The following is a 22,884-nucleotide window of genomic DNA, read 5'->3' on the forward strand; positions in this document are numbered from 1 at the left end:
TTTTACCGTCGCCCCCGGTCCTTAGACGCAACGCGTCACCGTTTTACTTCCCTGCGGGTGGAACGGCCTTATTGAAGTCCCTCACCAGCGTCCACGAACGCTGGTTTTTCGCGTGGGAGCCGAGCCCGGCATGCATCGAGTATGCGGGCTATTTTAGATGGCTCCCCAGACGGTATTTGTTACCGTTTTCCCGACGTCGCTGCTGCCCAACCAGAGAGCACGCGATGTCGTGACTCCGCGAGCGCGCTGTACCGCCTGAGTTGCTCGGCGGAGTTCGCGGATCATGCAAGATGGGAGATCTGAATGAACGCCTGGTTATCGTGGCGTCCCGATGAGCGTATTGCGCAGCTTGTGCGCGGTGCGCTACGCCGCGGGACGCGATTGAGTCATCACCTGTTCAGCATCGTCGGCGGTATCGCGGTGGTGCTGGCTCTGGCACTGTGGCTGATGCCGACCTGGCGCGGCGCGCTTGCCGCGCGCATGATGCCGGTCATTTCCGCCGCCGTGCAGGCGGGTCCGGTGCGTCTGCTGCAAGGCAATCCGATGCCGGCCATTGGTCCGGCGAGAAACGCCAGCCCGTCCACCGACGAATCGCTGTCGGCCAATCCGACGAACACGCCGAGCCCCACCGATGGTTCGAGCGACGGCAGCATGACCCTCACCTCGGCCAGCACCAGCTTCGACGGCGCGTTCGACGGCTCCGGCGCGTCGGGCACCAGCGCCGCGGCGCTCAACGGCCTCGATCCGCACACGATGCAAGGCGTCAGCGCGCTCGCGCGTCTGATTCCTCAGCAGCGCGTGTCCGCCGATGCGCGCGATGACCGTGCGCTCGTCTCCAGCCGCGAACAGGACCTCGTCGCGTCGTACCTCGCGCGGCGTTATCGCGTCGCTCAGGAGCCCGTCGGCGAGCTCGTGAAGGCCGCGTTCGACACCGGCCGCGAAGTCGGCCTCGATCCGCTGCTGCTGCTGTCGGTGATGGCGATCGAATCGGGCTTCAATCCGTACGCCGAAAGCGGCGTCGGTGCGCAGGGCCTGATGCAGGTGATGTCGAAGGTGCATTCGGACAAATTCCAGTATTTCGGCGGCCAGAGCGCGGCGCTCGATCCGCTCGCGAACATCAAGGTCGGCGCGCTCGTGCTGAAGGATTGCATCGCGCGCGGCGGCTCGCTGCCGGGTGGTCTGCGTCTGTACGTCGGCTCGAGCACGCAGGAGGACGGCGGCTACGGTGCCAAGGTGATGGCCGAACGTGGTCGTCTGCGCGACGTCGCGCACGGCCGCAAGGTGCCGATCAATGCGCCGCAGGCGCCGGTGCTGACCGCGTCGGCCACGCCGGCCTCGGCCGCGGCGACGAGCGGTAGCAACGGCAAGCGCGTGCAAGTGACGCTGCAAGGCGGCCACGCGCTGAGTTCGGCGACGCCGGCGACGCACACGCCGCCGGCCGATCAGGACGACGCGAGCAGTGCGACGCGCCATGTGGCGTCGGCGTCGGAGATCGGCGCTTGAGTTAGATCTTGTCGCGCTGAATGAAAAAAGGACACCCGAGGGTGTCCTTTTTTTGTATCTGGCCGGTCGGTTTGCGCCGACTCAATCCATCAATGCCGCCCGAACAGCTTCGCGAGCCGCTCGACGGCCTCTTCGAGCTTCGGAAACGCGGTCGCATACGACAGCCGGATGTAGTCCTTCGGCGCGTGTGTGCCGAAGTCCATGCCGGGCACCAGCACGACGCCGGCATCGTGCAGCATCGCCTTCGTGAGTGCCGCGCTGTCGCCGGCGGCGGCATGCGCGACGCCGCGGCAGTCCGCATACACGTAGAACGCGCCGTCGGGCATCACCGGCACCGAAAAGCCGAGCGATTCGAGCGCCGGCGCGATGAAGTCGCGGCGTCGTTTGAATTCGAGGCGCCGTGCTTCGTAGATCGCGATCGTCTCCGGTTCGAAGCAGGCGAGCGCCGCGTGCTGCGCGAGCGCCGACGCGCAGATGAACAGGTTCTGCGCGAGCTTTTCGAACGCGCCGACCAGCGCGGGCGGTACGACGAGCCAGCCGAGGCGCCAGCCCGTCATGTTGAAGTACTTCGAGAAGCTGTTGACGGTCACCACGTCCTCGCCGAACGACAGGGCCGACACGGGCTTGGCGTCGTAGCTGAGCCCCTGGTAGATTTCGTCGACGATCGTGAAGCCGCCACGCGCGCGCACGGCCTTGACGATGCGCTCGAGCTCGGCCGGCTCGATCGACGTGCCGGTCGGATTCGACGGCGACGCGAGCAACACGCCGCGGGTGCGCTCGCCCCACAGGCGCTCGACGTCGGCGGCGGTCAATTGGAAACGCTCGGCCGGCCCGCTCGGCACCATCACCGGCTTGCCTTCGGCGGCGATCACGAAGTGGCGGTTGCACGGATAGCACGGGTCGGGCATCAGCACTTCGTCGTCGCGATCGACGAGCGCCGCGCACGCGAGCAGCAGCGCCGCCGACGCGCCGGCCGTGACCACGATCCGCGCCGGATCGACGTCGATGCCGTAAAACTCGGCGTAATGGGCGGAAATCGCGTCACGCAGCGCGTGCACGCCGAGCGCGTTCGTGTATTGGGTGACGCCGCGGCGCAACGCGCTCGCGGCTGCTTCGATGACCGGCTCGGGCGCGGTGAAATCCGGCTCGCCGATGCCCATGTGGATGATATCGCGCCCCTCGCGCTCGAGCAGCGCGGCCTCCTTGGCCAGTTCCATCACGTAGAAAGGCTGGATGGCATCGACGCGCGCGGCGAGCCGCACGAGAGGTTCGGTGACGGAGTTCATACGGTCAGATCCAGTTCAGAAGCAGGACGGCGCCCGCACACCGAATGATGCGCTCATCGATGTGCGCAGCGGCGTCCTTGCGGGCGATTCGATTGTTCGCCCTGTGCAGTGCAGTGCGGCTGGGGCCCGATGCATGGCAAGGCCCCCGCACGCCGCGCTCAGCCCTTGCGGGCTGCCTGCGTTTCGGTGGCGCGCATTTGCGCCGCGAGCTTGTCGAGCACGCCGTTCACGTACTTGTAGCCGTCCGAGCCACCGAACGTCTTGGTCAGCTCGACCGCTTCGTTGATGACCACGCGGTACGGAATGTCGACGTGATTCTTCAGTTCGAACGCGGCGACCAGCAGCACCGCGCGCTCGACAGGCGACAACTGCTCGATCGGACGATCGAGGCAGGGCGCGATTGCGGCGGAGAGCGCCTCGGAATCGCCCATCACGCCACGCAGGATCGCCTCCAGGTGCTCGTGGTCGGCCTTGTCGTACCCTTGCGCGCCGCGCAGTTGCGCGTCGATCTCACTGCCGGACGAGCCCGACAGCAGCCACTGGTAAAGCCCCTGCGTGGCCAGTTCGCGGGAGCGTCGGCGTGCGCTCTTCATGCCTCTTCCTCGTCGTCTTCATCTTCTTCGTCGTCGTCATCGCCGCCGAGCTGCTCGAGCGCGACCGCGAGGTTCGCCATTTCGACAGCCACGCGCGCGGCGTCGCGACCCTTCTCGGTCATGCGCGCGACGGCCTGCTCGTCGTTCTCGGTGGTCAGCACCGCATTCGCGACGGGGATGCCGAAGTCGAGGCCGATGCGCGTGATGCCCGCGCCGCTTTCGTTCGACACGAGTTCGAAGTGGTACGTCTCGCCGCGGATCACCGCGCCGAGTGCGATCAGCGCGTCGAATTGGGCGCTTTCCGCGAGCTTTTGCAGCGCCAGCGGGATTTCCAGCGCGCCCGGCACGGTGACGAGCAGCACGTCTTCGCCGGTCACGCCGAGGCGTTCGAGTTCTTCGATGCAGGAGTCCGCGAGGCCGTTGCAGACGGGTTCGTTAAAGCGCGCCTGGACGATGCCGATGCGCAGTCCGTCGCCGTCGAGATTCGGTTGGTATTGTCCGATTTCCATGTGAATTCCGTAGTGTTTGAGTGGGCGCGAGGCGCGTGAGTGGCCGGATCAGGCTTGCGGGGCTTGCGATTTGCTGCCGGGCATCGGAATGAAGCCCGTGACTTCGAGACCGTAACCCGACATGCTGCCGAGCTTGCGCGGGTTCGACAGCACCTGCATCTTGCCCACGCCGAGTTCGCGCAGAATCTGCGCGCCGATGCCGTAGGTCTTGAAGTCGACCGGACGGCGCTTCAGCGCGTCGGCTTTTTCCTTCGAGTCGAACGCCCTGAAGACGTCGATCAGATGGTCTTTCGAGTCGCCGCAATTGAGCAGCACGACCACGCCGAGATCGCGTTCGGCAATCTCTTTGATGGCCGCATCCAGCGTCCACGAATGGGTGGATTCGCCGACTTCGAGCAGATCCAGCACCGACAACGGCTCGTGCACGCGCACCGGGGTGTCGTGCTCGGGGCTCGGCGTGCCGCGCACCAGCGCGATATGCGGCTGGCCGCTCGGCTGGTCGAGATACATGACCGCGCGGAACGCGCCGTGCGCGGTTTGCATCGTGCGTTCGCAGATGCGCTCGACGATCGATTCGGTGCGGCTGCGATAGTGGATCAGATCGGCGATCGTGCCGATCTTCAGGCCATGCTCGTTGCCGAACTCGATCAGGTCGGGCAGGCGCGCCATCGTGCCGTCGTCCTTGATCACCTCGCAGATCACCGCGGCCGGCGTCAGGCCCGCGAGCCTCGTGAAGTCGCAGCCGGCCTCGGTATGGCCGGCGCGCACCAGCACGCCGCCCGGCTGGGCCATGATCGGGAAAATGTGACCCGGCTGCACGATGTGCTCGGCTTTGGCGTCCGGCGCGACCGCGGCGGCGATCGTGCGGGCGCGGTCGGCCGCCGAGATGCCGGTCGTCACGCCTTCGGCCGCTTCGATGCTGACCGTGAACGCGGTGCCGTACTGCGTGCCGTTGCGGTACGTCATCAGCGGCAGGTTCAGCTGCTTGCAGCGATCCTGGGTCAGCGTCAGACAGATCAGGCCACGGCCGTAGCGAGCCATGAAATTGATCGCTTCCGGGGTGACAAACTCGGCGGCGATCACGAGGTCGCCCTCGTTTTCGCGGTCTTCTTCGTCGACGAGGATCACCATCCGGCCGGCTTTCAGTTCGGCGATGATCTCTTGGGTGGAGGCGAGCGTCATGTTGGCGAGTTTTTCGGGAAAGCGCGTATTTTACGCCACGCGCGGGCCCAAGTCGCCTCCGCCAGACGACATAGGCCGTTTGGCCGACTGGCGATGAGCCGGGTGGGGTTGCTATGCTCGTCGAAACGGTGGGCGAGGGCGGCCGGCGGCGCGGTGCGCGGGGAGCGGTGGCTTCATATCGTGCGCCGGATGGAGGCTCGAATGAAACGTACCTGGACGATTATCGGCGTGCATGACGTGGCTCGCAGCTTCAGCTGGTATCAAACGCTGTTCGGCCAGCCGCCGGGTTCGCCCGCTCATGACGACTTCGGGCAGATCCTCGACGCGGACGGCACCGTGCTGCTGTGTCTGCATCAGTGGGGCGCTCATGAACATCCTTCGTTGATGAGCGCCGGCAACGGCCAGCCCGGCAATGGCCTGCTGCTGTTTTTCCGGGTCGACGATTTCGATCCGTGCGTCGTGCGGGCACGATCGCTCGTCGGCCGGTTCGAAGAAGAGCCGCGCATCAACTCGCACACGGGAACGATGGAGTTCGCGCTGCGCGATCCGGATGGCTACTACGTGATGGTCAGCGCGCTGTTCCGATGAATGCGCGCTCTCACTGCGTCCGCAAAGCTTGCCAGGGCGCCGGAGTCGTTCGAACTGGTCGCGCCCGGCACACGCTCGATGCTATCGACGAACAGTCCGCCCTGAAAATACCCCGGATTCACCCCAATACGATAAAGGCCGTAGCCCGAGCCTCCCGCGCGAAGTTTGTTGAAGCCTTTGCAGGAAATCGGCACCGAGGTTCGCGTTTGGCCGAGCACATCGGTCGCGCTTTCGAACTCCATGAAGCACGGATGCCCCTTCGCGTTCGATTGGGTCGGCATCGCCGAGACGACCAGGAGCTGATCCGTCTTGAGCTGACGGCCCAACCGGACGTCCGCCATTTCGCTTAGCGCCACCGAGCCGAAGATCGCGCCGAAAAGGAGCGCGGTCACAATTTGAGGCAAAGCAGCGGCAGCCAGCGCCTGTCTTTTCAGAAACGGACTCGCGCCAAGCAGCACACCACCCACGATCGCAACTGCAATGCCGATGGTGACAGGGGCAAAGCCGAACGGCGTGATCAGGCGCACGTCGCTGGTGAGGATGCCTGCACCGAAGAATGCCGCGTATCCGACAGCGCAGAACACGATGAGGGGCGCGGCAAGCCAGGAAAGGCTCGTTTCGGCGTTGATTTCCACAGGGTTCAACTGTTCGAGCCGCGACACGAAACGCAGCGCCGCCCGCGATGCCTCGTCCCGTGCTTCAGGCTGCCGGCCGGGAAATTGCGCGCGCAGCCGGTTGCCGCCGAGCGTGATACGCGACGCCTTGTTCGCGAATAGCGCGGCCACCGCGCTGCCGAATTCCGGATCGGCCTGGAGGCGTGCCAACGTGAGGTTGTCGGTCCCGTAGACGTCGATGTCGTCCCGGAAGCGCGATGCCTGCTGCAATCCGAGCGCCCGGGCGAGCCAGAACATCGGCCCCGAGCGGCGCGCGCGCATGAAGACGAGCGCGCCTCTAACGTTACATGGCGTGCTCAACGCCGTGTAACCCTTGCCCCTTCGAATCGAGACCTTCGACAGATCGAGGTCTTTCTGATTGAACAGATCCATGTTTTTCTTGGTCCGCCGACATTGTTTTTTGCGGATTTCGCCTGGGGCAAGTGTACTGCCGATAGCAGCCAGGACTATCGTCGCGCGTTGCGACCGGTCATGCACGCTTCGGACAACATGCTCTGCATGCATCGAAGCTTGACGCAGATCATGTTTGCGCCGCAAAAACAGTCTGTTTTTCAATGCCCGTCGTGCATGGTGCGATGCGAAATCCCCAGAAAGGCCGGGCTTTCTAGCCTCACCATACTCTGCAGGTATGAAATAGGACAGGAAAAGTATTGGACTGGCCAAACGGGCGAGGGGTATAAAAACATCCAATGAACTCACTTCTCGCAGCAGCCGCCATGACCCAAGCGACCATCGAACGTATCGAAACCCGCCTCGTCGATCTACCGACGATCCGCCCTCACAAGCTGTCGGTCGCCACGATGTACGGGCAGACGCTGATGCTCGTCAAGGTGTACTGCAGCGACGGCATCGTCGGCATCGGCGAAGGCACTACGATCGCCGGCATGGCCTACGGCCCGGAAAGCCCCGAAGCGATGAAGCTCGCGATCGACGCGTACTTCGCGCCGGCAATGATCGGCAAGGACGCGACCCGGATTCAGGCTTTGATGGCCCATCTCAGCAAGCTGGTCAAGGTCAATCATTTCTCGAAGAGCGCGCTCGAAACCGCGCTGCTCGACGCCCAGGGCAAGCGCCTCGGCGTACCGGTGAGCGAGCTGCTCGGCGGCCGCCGTCGTGAGCGTCTGCCGGTCGCGTGGACGCTCGCCTCGGGCGATACCGCGAAGGACATCGCCGAAGCCGAGCATATGCTCGAAGTGCGCCGCCACAAGGTCTTCAAGCTGAAGATCGGCGCGAAGGAACTGAAGACCGACATCAAGCACGTCGCCGACATCAAGAAGGCGGTCGGCGAGCGTGCCGCGGTGCGCGTCGACGTCAACATGGCGTGGAGCGAGACGCAGGCCGCGTGGGCGATTCCGGCGCTGGCCGAGGCAGGCTGCGATCTGGTCGAGCAGCCGGTCGCCTCCGCCGCGGCGCTCGCGCGCCTGATGCGCCGTTTCCCGGTCGCGCTGATGGCCGACGAGGTCCTGCAAGGCCCGGAAAGCGCGTTCGAGATCGCGAAGAACGGCGGCGCCGATGTGTTCGCGATCAAGATCGAACAGAGCGGTGGTCTGTTCGCCGCGCAGCGCGTGGCCGCGATCGCCGATGCCGCCGGCATCGAGCTGTACGGCGGCACGATGCTCGAAGGCGCGTTCAGCACGGTGGCGTCGGCGCATCTGTTCGCGAGCTTCGCGAATCTGCAATGGGGCACCGAGCTGTTCGGGCCGTTGCTGATCACCGAAGAGATTCTGACCACGCCGCTCGATTACAGCGACTTCGAGTTGACCGTGCCGAACGGCCCGGGTCTCGGCATCGAGCTCGACGAGGCGAAGGTCAAGCGATTCACCCGGGACGGGCTGATGAAGGTCACCCGCTAAACGGATTCTGATCAAGAGGATTCAACGATGCTTTTCCATGTACGAATGGACGTGCACCTGCCGGTCGACATGCCGGCCGAGGTGGCCAACGAAATCAAAACGCGCGAGAAGGCTTACTCGCAGGAACTCCAGCGTAGCGGCAAGTGGCGTCATATCTGGCGCCTCGTTGGCGAGTACGCGAATTACAGCATCTTCGATGTAGAGAGCAATGCCGAACTGCACGACATTCTGTCCGGCTTGCCTCTGTTCCCGTACATGAAGATTTCGGTGACGCCCCTGTGTCGTCACCCGTCGTCGATTCGGGACGACGACATCTGAGCCCAGGGGCCAGGCGCTCTTTGACGGCGAGCGCATCCAAAGCCATCTTTTCCCTACATACCAACTGGAGACAGTCATCGTGAGCGTCAAAGTATTTGAAACCAAAGAAGTGCAGGATCTGCTGAAAGCCGCTTCCAACGTCGATGCCGGCAACGGCGACGCACGTTTCCAGCAGATCGTTTTCCGTCTGCTGGGCGACCTGTTCAAGGCGATCGATGACCTCGACATCACGCCCGACGAAGTCTGGGCCGGTGTCAACTATCTGAACAAGCTGGGCCAGGACGGCGAAGCGGCGCTGCTCGCGGCCGGCCTCGGTCTCGAGAAGTATCTCGACATCCGCATGGACGCAGAGGACAAGAAGATCGGTCTCGAAGGCGGCACGCCGCGGACGATCGAAGGCCCGCTGTACGTCGCCGGCGCAACGGTGCGCGAGGGCGTGTCGAAGATCGACGTCAACGCGGACGAAGACGCGGGCCCGCTCGTGATCCGCGGCACGGTCAAGGATCTGGACGGCAAGCCGGTCGCGGGCGCGCTCGTCGAATGCTGGCACGCGAACTCGAAGGGCTTCTACTCGCACTTCGATCCGACCGGCGCGCAGAGCGAATTCAACCTGCGCGGCGCGGTGAAGACCGGCGCCGACGGCAAGTACGAGTTCCGCACGCTGATGCCGGTGGGCTACGGCTGCCCGCCGCACGGCTCGACGCAACAGCTGCTGAACGTGCTGGGCCGTCACGGCAACCGTCCGGCGCACGTGCACTTCTTCGTGAGCAGCGACGGCCATCGCAAGCTGACCACCCAGTTCAACATTGAAGGCGATCCGCTGATTTGGGACGACTTCGCCTACGCCACGCGCGAAGAACTGATTCCGCCTGTCGTCGAGAAAACCGGTGGCGCGGCGCTCGGCCTGAAGGGCGATGCGTACAAGGACATCGAGTTCAACTTCACGATCACGCCGCTGGTCCAGGGTAAGGACAACCAGCTCGTCCATCGTCCGCGCGCATCGGTCGAAGCGTAATCGCACGAGGCGGCGGCGTGGCGACACGACCGCCGCTTTTCGTTGTCAACGGCCGGCAGGTCTGCCGGTCGAATCCCGGAAGCGTTGAGGAGTTGACGGTGCCGAGCAAAACGCGTGAGCAGGCCGCGCACGATGTCGCGTGCGTGCTGCCGGATCGGGCCCACGATCTGGCGCGCCTGCAAATTCTGATCGACGACAGCGAACCGGTCGTCACCGTCGTCGGCAAGTACAACCACGGCAAGAGCAGCCTGCTCAACGAACTGTTGGGCCGCGATGCGTTCGCGGTGTCCGACCGGCGCGAAACGGTGCGCCTGTCCGATAGCGTGCATCAGGGTGTGTGCTGGCTCGACGCGCCGGGACTCGACGCCGACGTCGGCAGCGGCGACGACTTCGAAGCGTTGCGCGCCGCGTGGCTGAAGTCCGACATTCGCCTGTTCGTGCACGCCGCGAAAGAGGGCGAACTCGACGCGAAGGAACTGCTGCTGTTGACCGAACTCGACGCCGACCGCGTCAGGACCGGTCGGCAAACGCTGTTCGTGCTGTCGCAAGTCGACCAGCTCGCCGACGACGCCGCGTTGCAGAAGATCGGCGACGCGATCGACCGGCAAATGCCGGGCATCGCGTTGAACGCGGTGTCGTCGATGCGGCATCGCAAAGGCCTCGACGGTGGCAAGAAACTGCTGCTGGAAAAGAGCGGCATGCCCGCGCTGCAAGCGGCGCTGCACGCGGAACTCGCGCGGGTGCCGGATGCGCGCGCACGCGAAACCGCACTGCTGTTCGGCGAAATCCGCGACGAACTGCAACAGCTGCGCGCGGCGCGGCAAACGTCGCTGGACCTGCTGCGCAAAACACAGCAACAGCAAAAGCAGGACTTCGATCGGAGCCTCGCGGCCGTCATCGACAAGGTCAGCGGCGACATCGACGCGATGTTGAATGCGCTCGGCACCGATCACGCGATCGTGCCCGATACCGCAAAGGATGCCTATGCGATCACCGCGGGCAAACTCGAGCGCGCGCACATCCAGATCGCGTACTCGCGCGCCTGCATCGAGATCGACGCGATGCTGGCCGGACACGGCGTCATCGGTTTGCCGACGGAGCAGCACACCGCGGCGAAAAGCCTGAACTCGGTGATGATCGCGGTGATGGGCGTGTCCGTGAAATTTCGCAAGGACCTGCACCGGATGTTCTGCGAAGCGACAGGACGCGAGCGCATGCAACGCGAGTTCACGCACTACTACGAGCTGTCCGCCGACCGCAAGGCGCTGGCCGCGCAGATCGCGGACATGGAAGCGGCGATCGCCGCGTCGGACAACGCCGCGGCTGCGCTGCGGACACTGGAGACGCGAGCATGAAAGCGGACGTGAGCCACGAGCAACGCTTCATCGCCGAGGTCGATGCATTCGATTTCATCGCTCGGGATATCGACGCGCTGCTGCATGCGCTGAACGACTGGCTCGCGAAGCTGAACGCCGATCTGCAAACCGACGCGTTGAGGTGCGACGGCCTGCGCGAACACAGCGCACTGGCGCGTGAGGCCGGCGCGATCAACACGATGCTGCGCGATAGCGTGCGCGCATGGATGCAACAGTGGTCGAGCCTCGAAGCGGCTCAACACCTCGCCGATTATTTTGACGATCAGGCGTTGCTGCTCGTGTTCGGCAAGTTCAACGCGGGCAAAAGCTCGTTCTGCAATTTCCTCGCCGAGCGCTTCGCCGCGCACGACCGCAGCGTGCAGTTTTTCCATGTCGATGCGGGCCGCGTCGTCGAAACGTCGGAGCCGTTCACGGAAGGCGCGACGGAGACGACCTCGCGGCTGCAAGGCGTGCGGCTAGGCGCCAAGCTGGTGCTGCTCGACACCCCCGGACTGCATTCGGTGACACCGGAGAATGCCGCGTTGACGCAACGTTTCACCGATAGCGCCGACGGTGTGTTGTGGCTGACGAGCTCCACCTCGCCCGGCCAGGTGCAGGAGCTCGACGAGCTCGGCCGCGAGTTGCACAGGAACAAGCCTTTGCTGCCGGTCGTCACGCGCAGCGACGAATACGAGGAAGATGAAGTCGACGGCGAACTCGTCAAGTGTCTGCGCAACAAGAGCGCGCCGCGTCGTGACTTGCAGGAGCACGACGTCAAGTCGCGAGCCCAAGACAAGCTCGTGGCGATGGGCGTCGACGAGACGCTGCTGAAACCGCCGGTGTCGATTTCCGCGTATGTGGCGCGCGAAGCAGGGCAGACGGCGGCGGCCATGAGCGAGGCGGGCTTCGAGCGGCTCTACGCCGCGTTGTTCGATATCACCGGACCGGCACTCGCGTATAAGCGGCGCAAGCGGGCCGAGGTGCTGCTGCATCATCTGGAAGAAAACGTGCTCGGCAGCTTGCAAAGCGAGGTGCTGCCGCTGCTCGAGCAACTTGGCGACGCGTCGCAAGCGGCGCTCGCACAATTGGAACAACAACAGCAGCAGCTTGCCAACGCGGTGTGGCGCGGCATCGTGCCGACGCTGCCCGCGTTGCTCGATGCGCATGCGGCCACGCATGACGTGACGGGTCTGTGCAGCGCGCTGTCGCAATCGCTATTCGAACTGTTTGCTCGCGAGGCAGAGCGGCTGCTGGGCGACTATCTGATCGAGCCCGACGCTTCGCTCGCGCACATCAAGCTCGATGGCGAGATGGCTTTCGACGACATCGTCGTCGAGCGCACGGGTGCACATGGACCGGTGCGCGAGGTCGCGGGCGTCGACTACGGACGCCTTCACGCCGCGCTGACCCATGCGATTCGCGAATGCGTGCTGAGACTTTCCGGCCATGCCGCGCAACGGTGCCGCGCGTCGATCGCTCAGCTGATGAAGCTCGCTCGGCGTCTCGAAGTGTCGCTGGCGACGCATGAAGAAGGCTTGCTCGATCTGAAGTCGCAAGTGCGCTCGGAATCGCTCTGAAGCGCCTTTCAAATGCCCGGTCTGAGCGTGATCGTGAACGACCGTGGCGTCTCACCGTTTTGATCGTGCGGCATCGGATCGGAGCGCTTGACCGCTTCGACAGCGGCCTTGTCCCACGCCCGATCGCCGCTCGATCGAACGATCTTCACCGATTCGAGACTGCCTGACGATGTGCAATGCACTTCGACCAAGGTTTCCCGATGATCGCTCCTGCCATTCCAGACGATGTTGGGCTGCACGCGCTGCCGGACGAGGTCAGCGTAATCGATCACCTTCGGCGCGGAAGCGGGTTGTCGAGGCACTGTCGCAGTGAAGTTCTTCAGCGCCGTGATCAGCATCGCCGCCGAGCGTCGGCTGCTGTCGAGCTCCGCCAGCGTGACCCATTCGCGCGCGGGTTGCGGCGTTTTATCGAACGCCTGGCGGTACAGGCGCATCGCCTTGCACCACGCCTCAGGCGAAAGCTCCGCCTGGCGGCCGCTCGTCAACAGTCCGAGATCGTCGGCCTCGGAAGGGTCGCGATTCAACGCGTCCGCAATCGATGCCGACAGCGCCAGTTGTCCGCGCAGCCGTTGTCCTGGCGTGACCTGCGGCAGCGGCGTGGTTTGCGTCGACTGTTTGATCAGGTTGAACATCGCCTGCAATTGCGCCTGGAGTTCCGCGTCGCTTTCCGTTGCCATCGACAGATAGCGCGACGTGATCATCTGCAGATTCCTGAGGCCGCCGCAATCGGGCGGCGCGTTGTTCAGCGCGCGTGTCGTCAGACCCAGCAACTGTTCGCGATCTTCCTGCGAGATGCGCGCCATGCCGTCCAGCACGCCGAGCGCGCGGGCGAGCGCGGCGGGACCCGCCGTGGCCGGATCGTTATCGGACGACAAGTAATAACGCTGAATGTCCGGATCGGCTGTCAGCTTCTGCACCCAGTCCGCGAGCAGCTTCGCTTTGGATGAGTCGGCCGGGATGCCGTAGTGGTTGGCCAGCTCGGCGGCGTCTAGCGGTTTGCCGGGTTGCAACGGCAGCGCGGTCGAGAGCAGCGAAGGACCGGTCGCGGGCGACGCAATAGTCGGCGGATGGGCGGCGTCCGGGTTGCTCGCGGCTGTCGCGACGCTGGCGCTGGCGCTGGGACGAGCCGTGCCGTTATCGGCGTGCGGCTGGGTCGAATCGAAATTCGCTGTGATCGCGGCACTCGCGGGGCTCGCACAGGCGATGCCGGCGAGCACCAGCGTCACTGTGGTCGCGCGCACGGGCAAAGTATTCCAGCAACGGAGAAGGGGCGGCTTTTTCATTGTGTTGGTCGGTTCGGACCGTGCAGGCGGTCCAAGTCGCGCCATGTTCTGATGACGGGTGGTCAACGTTTGCCCGGCATGGTGACATACCTTCGTGCGCGGGGCTATACGACGTTTGCCATGCGTCGGAAGGCCGCTTCGAGTTGCCGGGCGAAGCGCGCGCCGTCCATCAGCGGGGAGCGCTCGAGCCGTCCGCGCAGTTCCTCGTGCAAGCTCTGCAGACGGGGCAGGTCGAGCGCGAGCGCGACGGCCGCCTCGACGAACCCCGTGTCGCTGTCGGCCGCGAGTGCAAGCAGATCGAGATTCGTCAGCTGGCTCAGACCACCTCGGCCGACCGCCGTTTGCCCCACGCGCGTGACGACCGGCACGCCCATCCACAGCGCGTCGAGCGTCGTGGTGTGGCCGTTGTACGGGAACGTGTCGAGCGCGATGTCGATCGCGTGATAAGACGCCAGATAGTCGGCGCGGCGCCGGAATGGCACGCACGTGACTCGCGTCACGTCGATACCGTGCGCACGCATCCGCTCGATCAGCCGGGTGCGCCCCGCCCCCTGCGGCGCCATCACGATCAGGCGCGCGTCGGGTAGTCGCGCGAACACGCCGGCCCAAAGCCGCAGCGTGCGGTCGGTCAGTTTGCATGGATTGTTCAGGCAGCCGAACGTGACGTGGCCCGCGGCAAGCGCCGGCGGCACGGCCACGGCGGGTTCGTCGGCGAGCGGGTCGTAGCACCAGAACGAGTCGGCGAGCCGGATCGAGCGCTCGCGGTAGAAGTGCTCATGTGCTGGCGGATCGAGATGCGGGTCGGTCACGCGGAAATCGATCGATGCCAGTCCCGTGGTGCCGGGATACGCGAGCCATGTCGCCTGAACCGGCGCGGGACGCCGTGCGAACAGCGCCGGCCTTCCATCTGCCATGTGCATCGTCAGATCCACGAGGACGTCGATTCCGTCGTCGCGGATTTGCCGGGCGAGTTGCGCATCGTCGAGGCCATGCACGTCGCGCCAATGCTCGGTGTAGCCCGCGAGCCGCCGTGTCAGGGCGTCGGGGCGCGCGACGCTCGCATAGCACGTGATCTCGAACGCCGTGCGATCGTGATGCGCGAGCAGCGGGACCAGAAAGAGCGCCTGGCAATGGTCGCGGAAGTCCGCGCCGACATAGCCGATGCGCAGGCGCTCGCCGCCCGCGCGCGGGCGCGCCGGTTGTGCGTCGGGGCACGCAGCGGTGACGCGCGTCTCATGCCGCGCTGACCAGTCGAGGGCTGCCGCGAGCACGACGTCGGCGCTCTCCGCCTGGAAATTCAGCGCGTAGACGAGATTGCTGTGCGCGAGCGCATTGTGCGGATCGCAGGCGATCGCCTGTCGGTAGCACGCGAGCGCATCGTCAAGGGCGCCGCTGTCCTTCAGCACGTTGCCGAGATTGTTGTGCGTGGCCGAGTGACGTGCATCGCGCACCAGCGCGTGATGCAGATGCGCGATGGCTTCATCGTAAAGGCCGAGCGAGCGCAGCAGGTTCGCGGCGTTGTTGTGGGCCGCGATGAAGCCGGGGCGCGCGCGCAGCGCGGCGTCGTAGGCGTGCGCGGCTGCGGCGCTCTCGCCGAGCAGCGTGCAGACGTTGCCGAGATTGTTGAACGCATCGGCATGACCGGGACTGAGCGCGGTCGCGCGACGGAACTGCGTCGCGGCGTCCGTGTGCCGGCCGAGGCCCTGCAGCGCGTTGCCAAGGTTGTAGGCGGCGTCGGCGTTCAATGGCGCGTGCGCGACCGCTTGCGCGAGCACGTGCGCGGCTTCTGCGAACGCGCGCCTCGCACACAGCGCGACGCCGAGGTTGATCAGCGCCGCCGGCGCGTGTGGATCGACGCGCACGGCTTCGCGCAGCAATGCGAGCGCTTCGTCGTGGCATCCCTGTTCGTCGAGCAGCGTGCCGAGCTGCGTGAGCGCGAGCGCATGCGCGGGTTGTGCGGCGAGGGCGGCCCGGTACGCGTGCTCGGCTGCGTGCAGCGCGCCCAGTTGCCGGTGGCTGTTGCCGAGATTGCTGGCGACGTCGGCGTTCGACGGATCGCGCGCGAGCGCCGACGCGTACGCGTCGATCGCGGCACGGTGATCGGCCTGCGCCTGCAGCGCATTGCCGAGCGCCGCATGGAGCGCCGCATCGCCCGGATCGAGCGCGATCGCTTCGCGCAGCGCCGCGGCGGCCTGTGCGAAGCGGCCGAGCGAGTGAAGCACGTGTGCGCGCATCGCGCGATGGCGCACGTCGGAAGGGGCGATCGCGATCGCACGATCGAGTTGCGCAAGCGCGCGGTCGCCGTCGCCGCACTGCAGTTCGAGTATGGCGAGGCGCAGCCGGAGGTCGGCGTTGTCGGGTTGTTCGGCGAGCACGGTTTCGTAGAGCGCGCGAGCGCCGGGCAGGTCGCCCGCGAGATGGCGCGCTTTGGCTTGGGCGAGGGGCGGCGATGTCATGAGCGATCCTGATAGAACCCGTGCTGGACGTCACGCGTGCGCGTCGAACGTGTCGTCCGTTAGTGTCGACAGGCTATCAAGGCAAGGGCAGGAACCAGACGGGAAATAGAACCGCAGTGCACCGTCTTTTCCCTGAAAAGAGCTTGCGGATCAGTTAGTTACCGAATGTTTCGGTATGCGCTCATTCAGCCGGGTGAAAGTCGGCATGCACGCCAACGTACTCGCCGGTACGCGTGCATGACCGCCTCATGGCAAGGATTGGAGCGGAGGGGAAATCGGAATGCGGCCGCAGAACGCGGCCGCGAAAGACGGTCAGATAGTGTCAGACGGGCGATTCGCCCAGAACGCAGTTACTTCGACGATTGATCGCCATCGCGCGGCGCGTTGAGCATCCGCTCCACATAGCGCGCAATCAGATCGATCTCCAGATTCACCCGCACCCCATCGCGCAGATGCTTGAGCGACGTCACCTGCACGGTATGCGGGATCAGATTGATCGAAAACTCGCAGCCATCGTCGCGATCGACGACGGAATTCACGGTCAGGCTCACCCCGTTGACGGTAATCGACCCCTTGTACGCGACATAGCGGCCAATCTCGCGCGGCGCCAGAATACGCAGCTCGTGCGATTCGCCGACCGGTGCGAAACGCGTGACGGTGCCGAGCCCATCGACGTGCCCGGAGACGATATGCCCGCCGAGCCGGTCATGCGCGCGCAGCGCTTTCTCGAGATTGACCTCGCCGGCTTCGCCGAGACCGGCCGTGCGGTTCAGACTCTCGCGCGACACATCGACCTCGAACGAATGAGCGGTCTTCGCGACCACCGTCATGCAGGCACCCTGGATCGTGATGCTGTCGCCGAGCTGCACGTCGGCGAGATCGAGACCACCCGCTTCCACGTTCAGGCGCACGCCGGCGTCGCCGCCGGTACCGAGCGGCTTGACTGATTCGATGCGGCCCACTGCCGCGACGATTCCTGTAAACATCGTGCTAGTCCTTGATCATTTCGAAACGGTGGGGGACACGGCGTCGGTCCCGGGTACGGCTGTCGACGCGAAGCGCGCGAGGATCCGCAGATCGTCGCCGATCCGCTCGACCGCGTGGAAATTCAGCTTCACGCGGTCTTCGAGCAGCTCGGGCGAGTCCAGGTTGAACATGCTCATCGAGTCCATGCCGAGCAGGCTCGGCGCGAGATAGACGAGCAGTTCATCGACGCAGCCTTCGCGCAGCAGCGAGCCGTTCAGCTTGTAGCCGGCCTCGACGTGCAACTCGTTGACGTTGCGCTCGCCGAGCACGCTCAGCATGCGCGGCAGATCGACCTTGCCGAACGCGTTCGGCAGCGGCACGATCTCGGCGCCGCGCTCGCGCAGCGCGCTCGCGCGTTCTTCGAGACGCGCATCGAGCTCGCCGCAGAAGATCAACGTCGGCGCGCCGGCGAGGATCTGCGCTTCGAGCGGCACTTCGAGCTGGCTGTCGATCAGCACACGGTGCGGCTGACGCGGCGTATCGATCGCGCGCACGGTCATGCGCGGATCGTCCTCGCGCACGGTGCCGATGCCGGTCAGGATCGCCGAAGCGCGCGCCCGCCAGGCGTGGCCGTCGGCGCGCGCGGCCGCGCCCGTGATCCACTGGCTTTCGCCCGACGGCAAACCGGTGCGCCCATCGAGCGACGCCGCCACTTTCATGCGCACCCACGGACGACCGCGCGTCATGCGCGACACGAAGCCGATGTTCAGCTCGCGCGCTTCGTTCGCGAGCAGCCCGCAGCGCACTTCGATACCGGCGTCGCGCAGCATCGCGAGACCGCGGCCGGAGACCTGCGGATTGGGATCTTCCATCGCCGCGATCACGCGGCCGATCTGCGCTTCGATCAGCGCGTTCGCGCACGGCGGCGTGCGGCCGAAATGGCTGCACGGTTCGAGCGTCACGTAGGCGGTTGCGCCGCGCAGGTCGTGACCGCGCGAGCGCGCGTCCTTCAGCGCGCGAATCTCGGCGTGATCCTGACCGGCCGGCTGCGTGAAGCCTTCGCCGATCACTTCGCCGTTTCTGACGAGCACGCAACCGACGCGCGGATTCGGGTCGGTCGTGTACATGCCGCGCTTCGCGAGCGCGAGCGCGCGTTCCATGTGGACGAAATCGGTTTGCGAGAACATCGGTGTCCGTTGGGGTGCGGTGTCTGGGTCGTGCGGTTTGCGGTCCGTGCTTCAGGCGAGGCGTTAGCCCTTCAGCGCTGCGAACGCGCCGCGCGCGGCTTCGATCGTCGCGTCGATCACCGCGTCGTCGTGCGCGCTCGACACGAAGCCCGCCTCATAGGCGGACGGCGCGAAGTACACGCCCGCGTCGAGCATCTTGTGGAAGAACGCGTTGAAGCGCGGCACGTCGCTCTGTGTGACCTCGGCGAAGCTCGTCGGGATCGATTCACGGAAATAGATGCCGAACATGCCGCCGAGCGCATCGGCCGCGAACGGCACGCCCGCTTCGCGTGCCGCCTGCGCGAGGCCTTGCGCGAGCCGCGTGGTGCGCGCGGCGAGCGTGTCGTAGAAGCCGGGTGCCTGGATCAGTTGCAGCGTCTTCAGGCCAGCCGCGACCGCGATCGGATTGCCCGACAGCGTGCCTGCCTGGTAGACGCCGCCGAGCGGCGCGAGATGAGCCATGATGTCGCGCCGCCCGCCGAACGCCGCCGCCGGCATGCCGCCGCCGATCACCTTGCCGAGGCAGGTGAGGTCCGGCGTGATGCCGTAGAGCTGCTGCGCGCCGCCGAGCGCGACGCGAAAGCCGCACATGACTTCATCGAAAATCAGCACCGAGCCGTACTCGGTGCACAGGCGCCGCAGCGCCTGCAGGAATTCGGGGGTTGCGCGCACGAGGTTCATGTTGCCGGCGACCGGCTCGACGATCACCGAGGCGATCTCGTTGCCGAACGCCTTGAACGCTTCTTCGAGTTCGGCGACGTTGTTGTATTCGAGCACGGTGGTGTGCTTGGCGATATCGACGGGCACGCCCGCCGAGGTCGGATTGCCGAAGGTCAACAGGCCCGAACCGGCTTTCACGAGCAGGCTGTCCGCGTGGCCGTGATAGCAGCCTTCGAACTTGACGATGCGGCTGCGGTTCGTGAAGCCGCGCGCGAGACGCAGCGCGCTCATGGTCGCCTCGGTGCCGCTCGACACCATGCGCACCTGTTCGATCGACGGCACCAGCTTGCAGATTTCCTCGGCGATCTCGACTTCCGATTCGGTCGGCGCGCCGAACGAGAAGCCCTTCGCGAGCACGCGCTGTACGGCTTCGAGCACTTCGGGATGAACGTGGCCGAGGATCATCGGCCCCCACGAGCCGATGTAATCCGTATAACGCTGGCCGTCCGCGTCCCAGAAATACGGCCCTTGCGCGCGCTCGATGAAGCGCGGCGTGCCGCCGACGGAACGGAAAGCGCGCACCGGCGAATTCACGCCGCCGGGGATCGTGCGTTGCGCGCGTTCGAAGAGGATTTCGTTTCTGGACATGGCGATGGCTGGAATAGGGAATACGGGTTGCGCTGCGGCGCACAGGGCCTTGGACGATTTCCGCGGACCCTTCGCGCGACGCTGGGATGGATCGAGAAATTGTACCGGAGTCGGCGGCGGCGGGCTGTGCGGGCGGGCGGTCGCGGCGGCGCGGGTTTCGCCTGACTGTTCGGTCAGGTTATCGGCGGCGGCTTGCGCTTGCCGGTCAATTCGGCCCAGCGTTTCTCCAGCGCGCCTTCGGCGATTGGTTTGATGATCGTGCCGGAGCTTTGCGCATCCCACGTCTGCACCGAGAACGGATGCACGCGCAGCTGATCGCGCGTGATGACCGGGGCGTGACGCGCATCGACGAGCCAGTCGTAGACGAAGTCGATGCACAGCCGGTAGCCGCGTTTGGTCGACGCGTCGGGGACTTCGTAGGGTGCGCGCGTCACGTAGCCCGAACCGAAGATGCCCTTCGGCTCCTGCGCGACGCGATGCAGGAACACGCGATCGCCGGGCAGAATGCCGCGCGCGAAGCCGCAGCCCCAGACGTCGGTCACCGCCTCGCCGGCAGTCACGCGTTTTGCGATGTCGGGCAACTCGGGCCACGGCCATTTCTTGGGGCTCCAGATCAGCAGGAAGGCGGTCATCGCGGGTTCGAACGGGGTCAGGGGAAGGGCAGGCGGCAGCTTAACCGATCGGCGGCGCACACGTTACGCGGCGTTGTCGCGCAATGGCCAGGCGCAGCATGGCTAGCGCAAGCGGCCGGTTAACCGTCGAGTACAATTGAGCCCGTCAGCTGTAGGCCATGCCCGCTTCACCCGTTCCGTTGCCGATGCCGGCGCGGCGTTCCATCCGGATTTCCCATGTCTCACGTCGTCAAACGCCGGCCCGATGGCCGGCTGATCCTGTTGCTTGGCGCGCTGGCCGCGTGCGGGCCGATTTCCATCGATATGTATCTGCCGAGCCTGCCGACCATCGCGCAGGCTTTCGCGGTCGGCACCGGCGCCGCGCAATCGACGCTCACCAGCTTCATGTTCGGCTTTTCGATCGGCATGCTGCTCTATGGTCCGTTGTCCGATACGTATGGCCGTCGGCCGATCCTGCTTGGCGGCATCATCCTGTATGCGCTCGCGAGCATCGCCTGCGCGCTGTCGTTCTCGATCGGCTCGCTGGTCGGCTTCCGCTTCCTGCAGGCGTTGGGCGCGGGCGCGGCATCGGTGCTCGCGCGGGCGATCGCGCGCGACGCGCACGAGCCGGGCGACGCGGCGCGCGTGCTGTCGATGATCGCGATCGTCACGTCGATCGGCCCGCTGCTCGCGCCGCTGATCGGCGGACAGTTGCTGCTGTTAGGCGGCTGGCGCACGGTGTTCGTCGCGCTGACGCTGTTCGGTTCCGTGTGCGCGGTGACCGCATTCCTGAAGGTGCCGGAGACGTGGCCGCGCGAGAAGCGCGCGCACTCGGCGCTGCTGAAGTCGTTCGGCGCGTATGGCACGTTGCTGCGCGATCCGGTCGCGTGGGGACACATGCTGTGCGGCGGCATGGCGTTCGCGTCGATGTTCGCGTACATCACAGCGACGCCGTTCGTGTACATCGAATATTTCCACGTGTCCGCGCAGCATTACGGCTTTCTGTTCGCGCTGAATATCGTCGGCATCATGTTCGGCAATTACCTGAACACGCGGCTCGTCGGCCGGCTCGGGCCGGTGCCGATCATCTCGTTCGCGGCGCTCGTGAGCTTCGTCGCGTCCCTGTTCGTGTGCATCGTGTCGCTGACCGGGTGGGGCGGTTTGTGGTCGATCGTGTTCGGTCTCTTCTTCGTCGTCAGCGTGGTGGGCGTGTTGTCGGCCAACTGCACGACCGATCTGATGCATCGTTACCCCGTCAACGCGGGCGCCGCAGCGGCCGTGTTCGGCGCGGTGCAGCTCGCGCTCGGCGCGTTGTCGAGCCTCGCGGTCGGACTGTGGCAGGACGGCACGCCGAAGGGCATGGGTATCGTGGTCGGCGTCGCGGGCTCCCTGTGCTTTGTCGGACGCAAGCTCGTGTTGCGCTGGCACGGGACCAAAACGCCGGTTGCGGTGTCGTGAGCGGTGTCCGGGTACTGCGCATGAGCACTGCGCGAGCGCTGTGAAAGCGGCGTGAAAACTGTGTGACGCTTGTGCTACCCCGGCTGCGTGCATTGGCCAAAGCGTGAGTTCGCCGGGCTCGTCTCCGGAAAACACCTGGTGTTGCGCGCGCACCACCGTGCGTCGCGGTTTGCATTGCTATGATGAAGTCACTGTTCCTCGGAGCGGCAGTGATGGCGATCAAAGACCTGATGAACGGCGAACGGCAACTTGCCGCATTCGCCGAAGCGCAACGGCTGGCCGACAGCGGCGCTTACTACGACTACACCGACATCGAATACGTCTTGCGCTTTGATCACGGTTTGACGGATGTATCGGCTTTGCTCGAAGGCCAGTTGATGCATCGCGATCTGAATCGTCGTTGTGCGGATGCGCGTGAGAAGCTCGAGATGGCGGACGCGTGATACGCCATGCGTCGTGCGCGGGTTTGCGCTGGATGAAGCACGGTGCATGGGCATGAACCGCTCCGAGATCTTCACTTCTGGAGTGGTTCATGACCGATAGCACGCACGCCCCACGTTTGCCGCACACCGACAACCCCGCCGCGCTGGCGAAACCCGGCGGTCACTATAGTCATGTCGCGATTGCGAATGGCTTCGTGTTCGTGTCCGGGCAATTGCCGATCAACGCGGAAGGTGAAAAGCTCGCCGATGCGTCATTCGACGCGCAGGCTGAACAGGTTCTGGCCAATGTGAAGGCCGCGCTCGAAGGTGTCGGCAGCAGCGTCGCGCAACTGGTGCAGGTGCGCGTGTATGTCGTCGATGTCGAACATTGGGCGAGCTTCAATCAGATCTACGCGCGCTGGGCCGGCGACGCGAAACCGGCACGCGCGGTCGTGCCGGTGCCGCAATTGCACTATGGGTTCAAGATCGAGGTTGAGGCGGTGGCGCTGGTTTAGCTTGTGATGGAGAAGCCGCAAAAGCAAAACCCCGTCGTTCGTGAGAATCGACGGGGTTGCAATGTCACAAGATCTGGCGGAGGCGGTGAGATTCGAACTCACGGAAGGATTGCTCCTTCGCCGGTTTTCAAGACCGGTGCCTTAAACCACTCGGCCACACCTCCAAGCCGCAAATTGTAACCTGGA

General features: G+C 65.3%; 21 protein-coding genes and 1 tRNA gene. 10 read left to right on the forward strand and 12 right to left on the reverse strand.

The annotated features are described in order from the left end of the window. Positions 1-303: 303 nt before the first annotated feature. A complete protein-coding gene (locus CI15_RS14115; RefSeq protein WP_062128737.1) occupies positions 304-1,503 on the forward strand; it encodes a transglycosylase SLT domain-containing protein in 1,200 nt (399 codons plus the stop codon). An 89-nt stretch (positions 1,504-1,592) separates the two neighbouring features. Here CI15_RS14115 and CI15_RS14120 read toward each other — a convergent pair whose 3' ends face one another. From CI15_RS14120 to ribBA, 4 genes are all read right to left on the reverse strand, one after another. Next, on the reverse strand, positions 1,593-2,789 hold the full coding sequence (locus CI15_RS14120; protein WP_062128739.1) for a pyridoxal phosphate-dependent aminotransferase: 1,197 nt from the start codon (positions 2,787-2,789) through the stop codon (positions 1,593-1,595). Between the two features lie 158 nt (positions 2,790-2,947). Continuing rightward, on the reverse strand, positions 2,948-3,382 hold the full coding sequence (gene nusB / locus CI15_RS14125; protein WP_062128741.1) for a transcription antitermination factor NusB: 435 nt from the start codon (positions 3,380-3,382) through the stop codon (positions 2,948-2,950). Next, on the reverse strand, positions 3,379-3,891 hold the full coding sequence (gene ribH, locus CI15_RS14130) for a 6,7-dimethyl-8-ribityllumazine synthase (protein WP_062128749.1): 513 nt from the start codon (positions 3,889-3,891) through the stop codon (positions 3,379-3,381). The genes nusB and ribH overlap by 4 nt, the downstream gene beginning before the upstream one ends. Positions 3,892-3,939: 48 nt before the next feature. Then, positions 3,940-5,073, reverse strand: a complete 1,134-nt coding sequence (gene ribBA / locus CI15_RS14135) for a bifunctional 3,4-dihydroxy-2-butanone-4-phosphate synthase/GTP cyclohydrolase II (protein WP_062128751.1) — start codon at positions 5,071-5,073, stop codon at positions 3,940-3,942. Positions 5,074-5,274: 201 nt separating this feature from the next. On the opposite strand from ribBA, the gene CI15_RS14140 reads away from it, so the two are divergent. Further along, complete coding sequence (locus CI15_RS14140) at positions 5,275-5,661, forward strand: VOC family protein (RefSeq protein WP_062128753.1); 387 nt, start codon at positions 5,275-5,277, stop codon at positions 5,659-5,661. Here the strand turns inward: CI15_RS14140 and CI15_RS14145 are convergent. Next, positions 5,631-6,890, reverse strand: a complete 1,260-nt coding sequence (locus CI15_RS14145; protein WP_153041108.1) for a hypothetical protein — start codon at positions 6,888-6,890, stop codon at positions 5,631-5,633. The genes CI15_RS14140 and CI15_RS14145 overlap by 31 nt on opposite strands. Before the next feature lie 161 nt (positions 6,891-7,051). Between CI15_RS14145 and CI15_RS14155 the strand changes: the two genes are divergently transcribed. From CI15_RS14155 to CI15_RS14175, 5 genes are all read left to right on the forward strand, one after another. Continuing rightward, positions 7,052-8,188, forward strand: a complete 1,137-nt coding sequence (locus CI15_RS14155) for a muconate/chloromuconate family cycloisomerase (protein WP_062128758.1) — start codon at positions 7,052-7,054, stop codon at positions 8,186-8,188. A 27-nt stretch (positions 8,189-8,215) separates the two neighbouring features. After that, on the forward strand, positions 8,216-8,506 hold the full coding sequence (catC, locus tag CI15_RS14160; RefSeq protein ID WP_026225988.1) for a muconolactone Delta-isomerase: 291 nt from the start codon (positions 8,216-8,218) through the stop codon (positions 8,504-8,506). A gap of 79 nt (positions 8,507-8,585) precedes the next feature. Beyond that, the gene (catA, locus tag CI15_RS14165; RefSeq protein WP_062128760.1) at positions 8,586-9,521 is read left to right on the forward strand and encodes a catechol 1,2-dioxygenase; all 936 of its coding nucleotides are present in this window, start codon (positions 8,586-8,588) and stop codon (positions 9,519-9,521) included. A 98-nt stretch (positions 9,522-9,619) separates the two neighbouring features. Beyond that, positions 9,620-10,876, forward strand: a complete 1,257-nt coding sequence (locus CI15_RS14170; RefSeq protein ID WP_062128957.1) for a GTPase — start codon at positions 9,620-9,622, stop codon at positions 10,874-10,876. Continuing rightward, positions 10,873-12,453 (forward strand): GTPase, encoded by a 1,581-nt coding sequence (locus CI15_RS14175; protein ID WP_062128762.1) that lies wholly within the window; start codon positions 10,873-10,875, stop codon positions 12,451-12,453. Before CI15_RS14170 ends, CI15_RS14175 begins: the two co-directional genes overlap by 4 nt. Positions 12,454-12,461: 8 nt before the next feature. Here CI15_RS14175 and CI15_RS14180 read toward each other — a convergent pair whose 3' ends face one another. The 6 genes from CI15_RS14180 to CI15_RS14205 all read right to left on the reverse strand — a co-directional run bounded on the left by CI15_RS14180 (position 12,462) and on the right by CI15_RS14205 (position 20,324). Further along, positions 12,462-13,694, reverse strand: coding sequence for an energy transducer TonB (locus tag CI15_RS14180; protein ID WP_241495839.1), 1,233 nt, complete (start codon positions 13,692-13,694; stop codon positions 12,462-12,464). 146 nt (positions 13,695-13,840) lie between these two features. Then, complete coding sequence (locus CI15_RS14185) at positions 13,841-16,192, reverse strand: tetratricopeptide repeat protein (RefSeq protein WP_062128763.1); 2,352 nt, start codon at positions 16,190-16,192, stop codon at positions 13,841-13,843. 350 nt (positions 16,193-16,542) lie between these two features. Further along, on the reverse strand, positions 16,543-17,178 hold the full coding sequence (locus CI15_RS14190; protein ID WP_062128765.1) for a riboflavin synthase: 636 nt from the start codon (positions 17,176-17,178) through the stop codon (positions 16,543-16,545). Positions 17,179-17,193: 15 nt separating this feature from the next. Further along, positions 17,194-18,345 (reverse strand): bifunctional diaminohydroxyphosphoribosylaminopyrimidine deaminase/5-amino-6-(5-phosphoribosylamino)uracil reductase RibD, encoded by a 1,152-nt coding sequence (gene ribD, locus CI15_RS14195; RefSeq protein WP_062128767.1) that lies wholly within the window; start codon positions 18,343-18,345, stop codon positions 17,194-17,196. A gap of 63 nt (positions 18,346-18,408) precedes the next feature. After that, positions 18,409-19,692 carry a glutamate-1-semialdehyde 2,1-aminomutase gene (gene hemL / locus CI15_RS14200; RefSeq protein WP_062128769.1) on the reverse strand — a complete coding sequence of 428 codons (1,284 nt, stop codon included), beginning with the start codon at positions 19,690-19,692 and terminating at the stop codon, positions 18,409-18,411. 173 nt (positions 19,693-19,865) lie between these two features. Beyond that, positions 19,866-20,324 (reverse strand): hypothetical protein, encoded by a 459-nt coding sequence (locus CI15_RS14205; RefSeq protein ID WP_062128771.1) that lies wholly within the window; start codon positions 20,322-20,324, stop codon positions 19,866-19,868. A 216-nt stretch (positions 20,325-20,540) separates the two neighbouring features. On the opposite strand from CI15_RS14205, the gene CI15_RS14210 reads away from it, so the two are divergent. The 3 genes from CI15_RS14210 (at position 20,541) to CI15_RS14220 (ending at position 22,698) form a co-directional block, all read left to right on the forward strand. Further along, positions 20,541-21,761 (forward strand): Bcr/CflA family multidrug efflux MFS transporter, encoded by a 1,221-nt coding sequence (locus CI15_RS14210; protein WP_062128772.1) that lies wholly within the window; start codon positions 20,541-20,543, stop codon positions 21,759-21,761. A gap of 212 nt (positions 21,762-21,973) precedes the next feature. Then, positions 21,974-22,204 (forward strand): hypothetical protein, encoded by a 231-nt coding sequence (locus CI15_RS14215; RefSeq protein WP_062128774.1) that lies wholly within the window; start codon positions 21,974-21,976, stop codon positions 22,202-22,204. A gap of 89 nt (positions 22,205-22,293) precedes the next feature. After that, entirely contained in the window at positions 22,294-22,698 is a 405-nt protein-coding gene (locus CI15_RS14220) for a RidA family protein (protein WP_062128776.1), read from the forward strand. A gap of 74 nt (positions 22,699-22,772) precedes the next feature. Here the strand turns inward: CI15_RS14220 and CI15_RS14225 are convergent. Continuing rightward, positions 22,773-22,862: transfer RNA gene (locus CI15_RS14225), tRNA-Ser, on the reverse strand. Positions 22,863-22,884: the final 22 nt, after the last annotated feature.

This window comes from Paraburkholderia monticola (assembly GCF_001580545.1).
In the GTDB taxonomy this organism is placed as follows: Bacteria; Pseudomonadota; Gammaproteobacteria; order Burkholderiales; family Burkholderiaceae; genus Paraburkholderia; species Paraburkholderia monticola.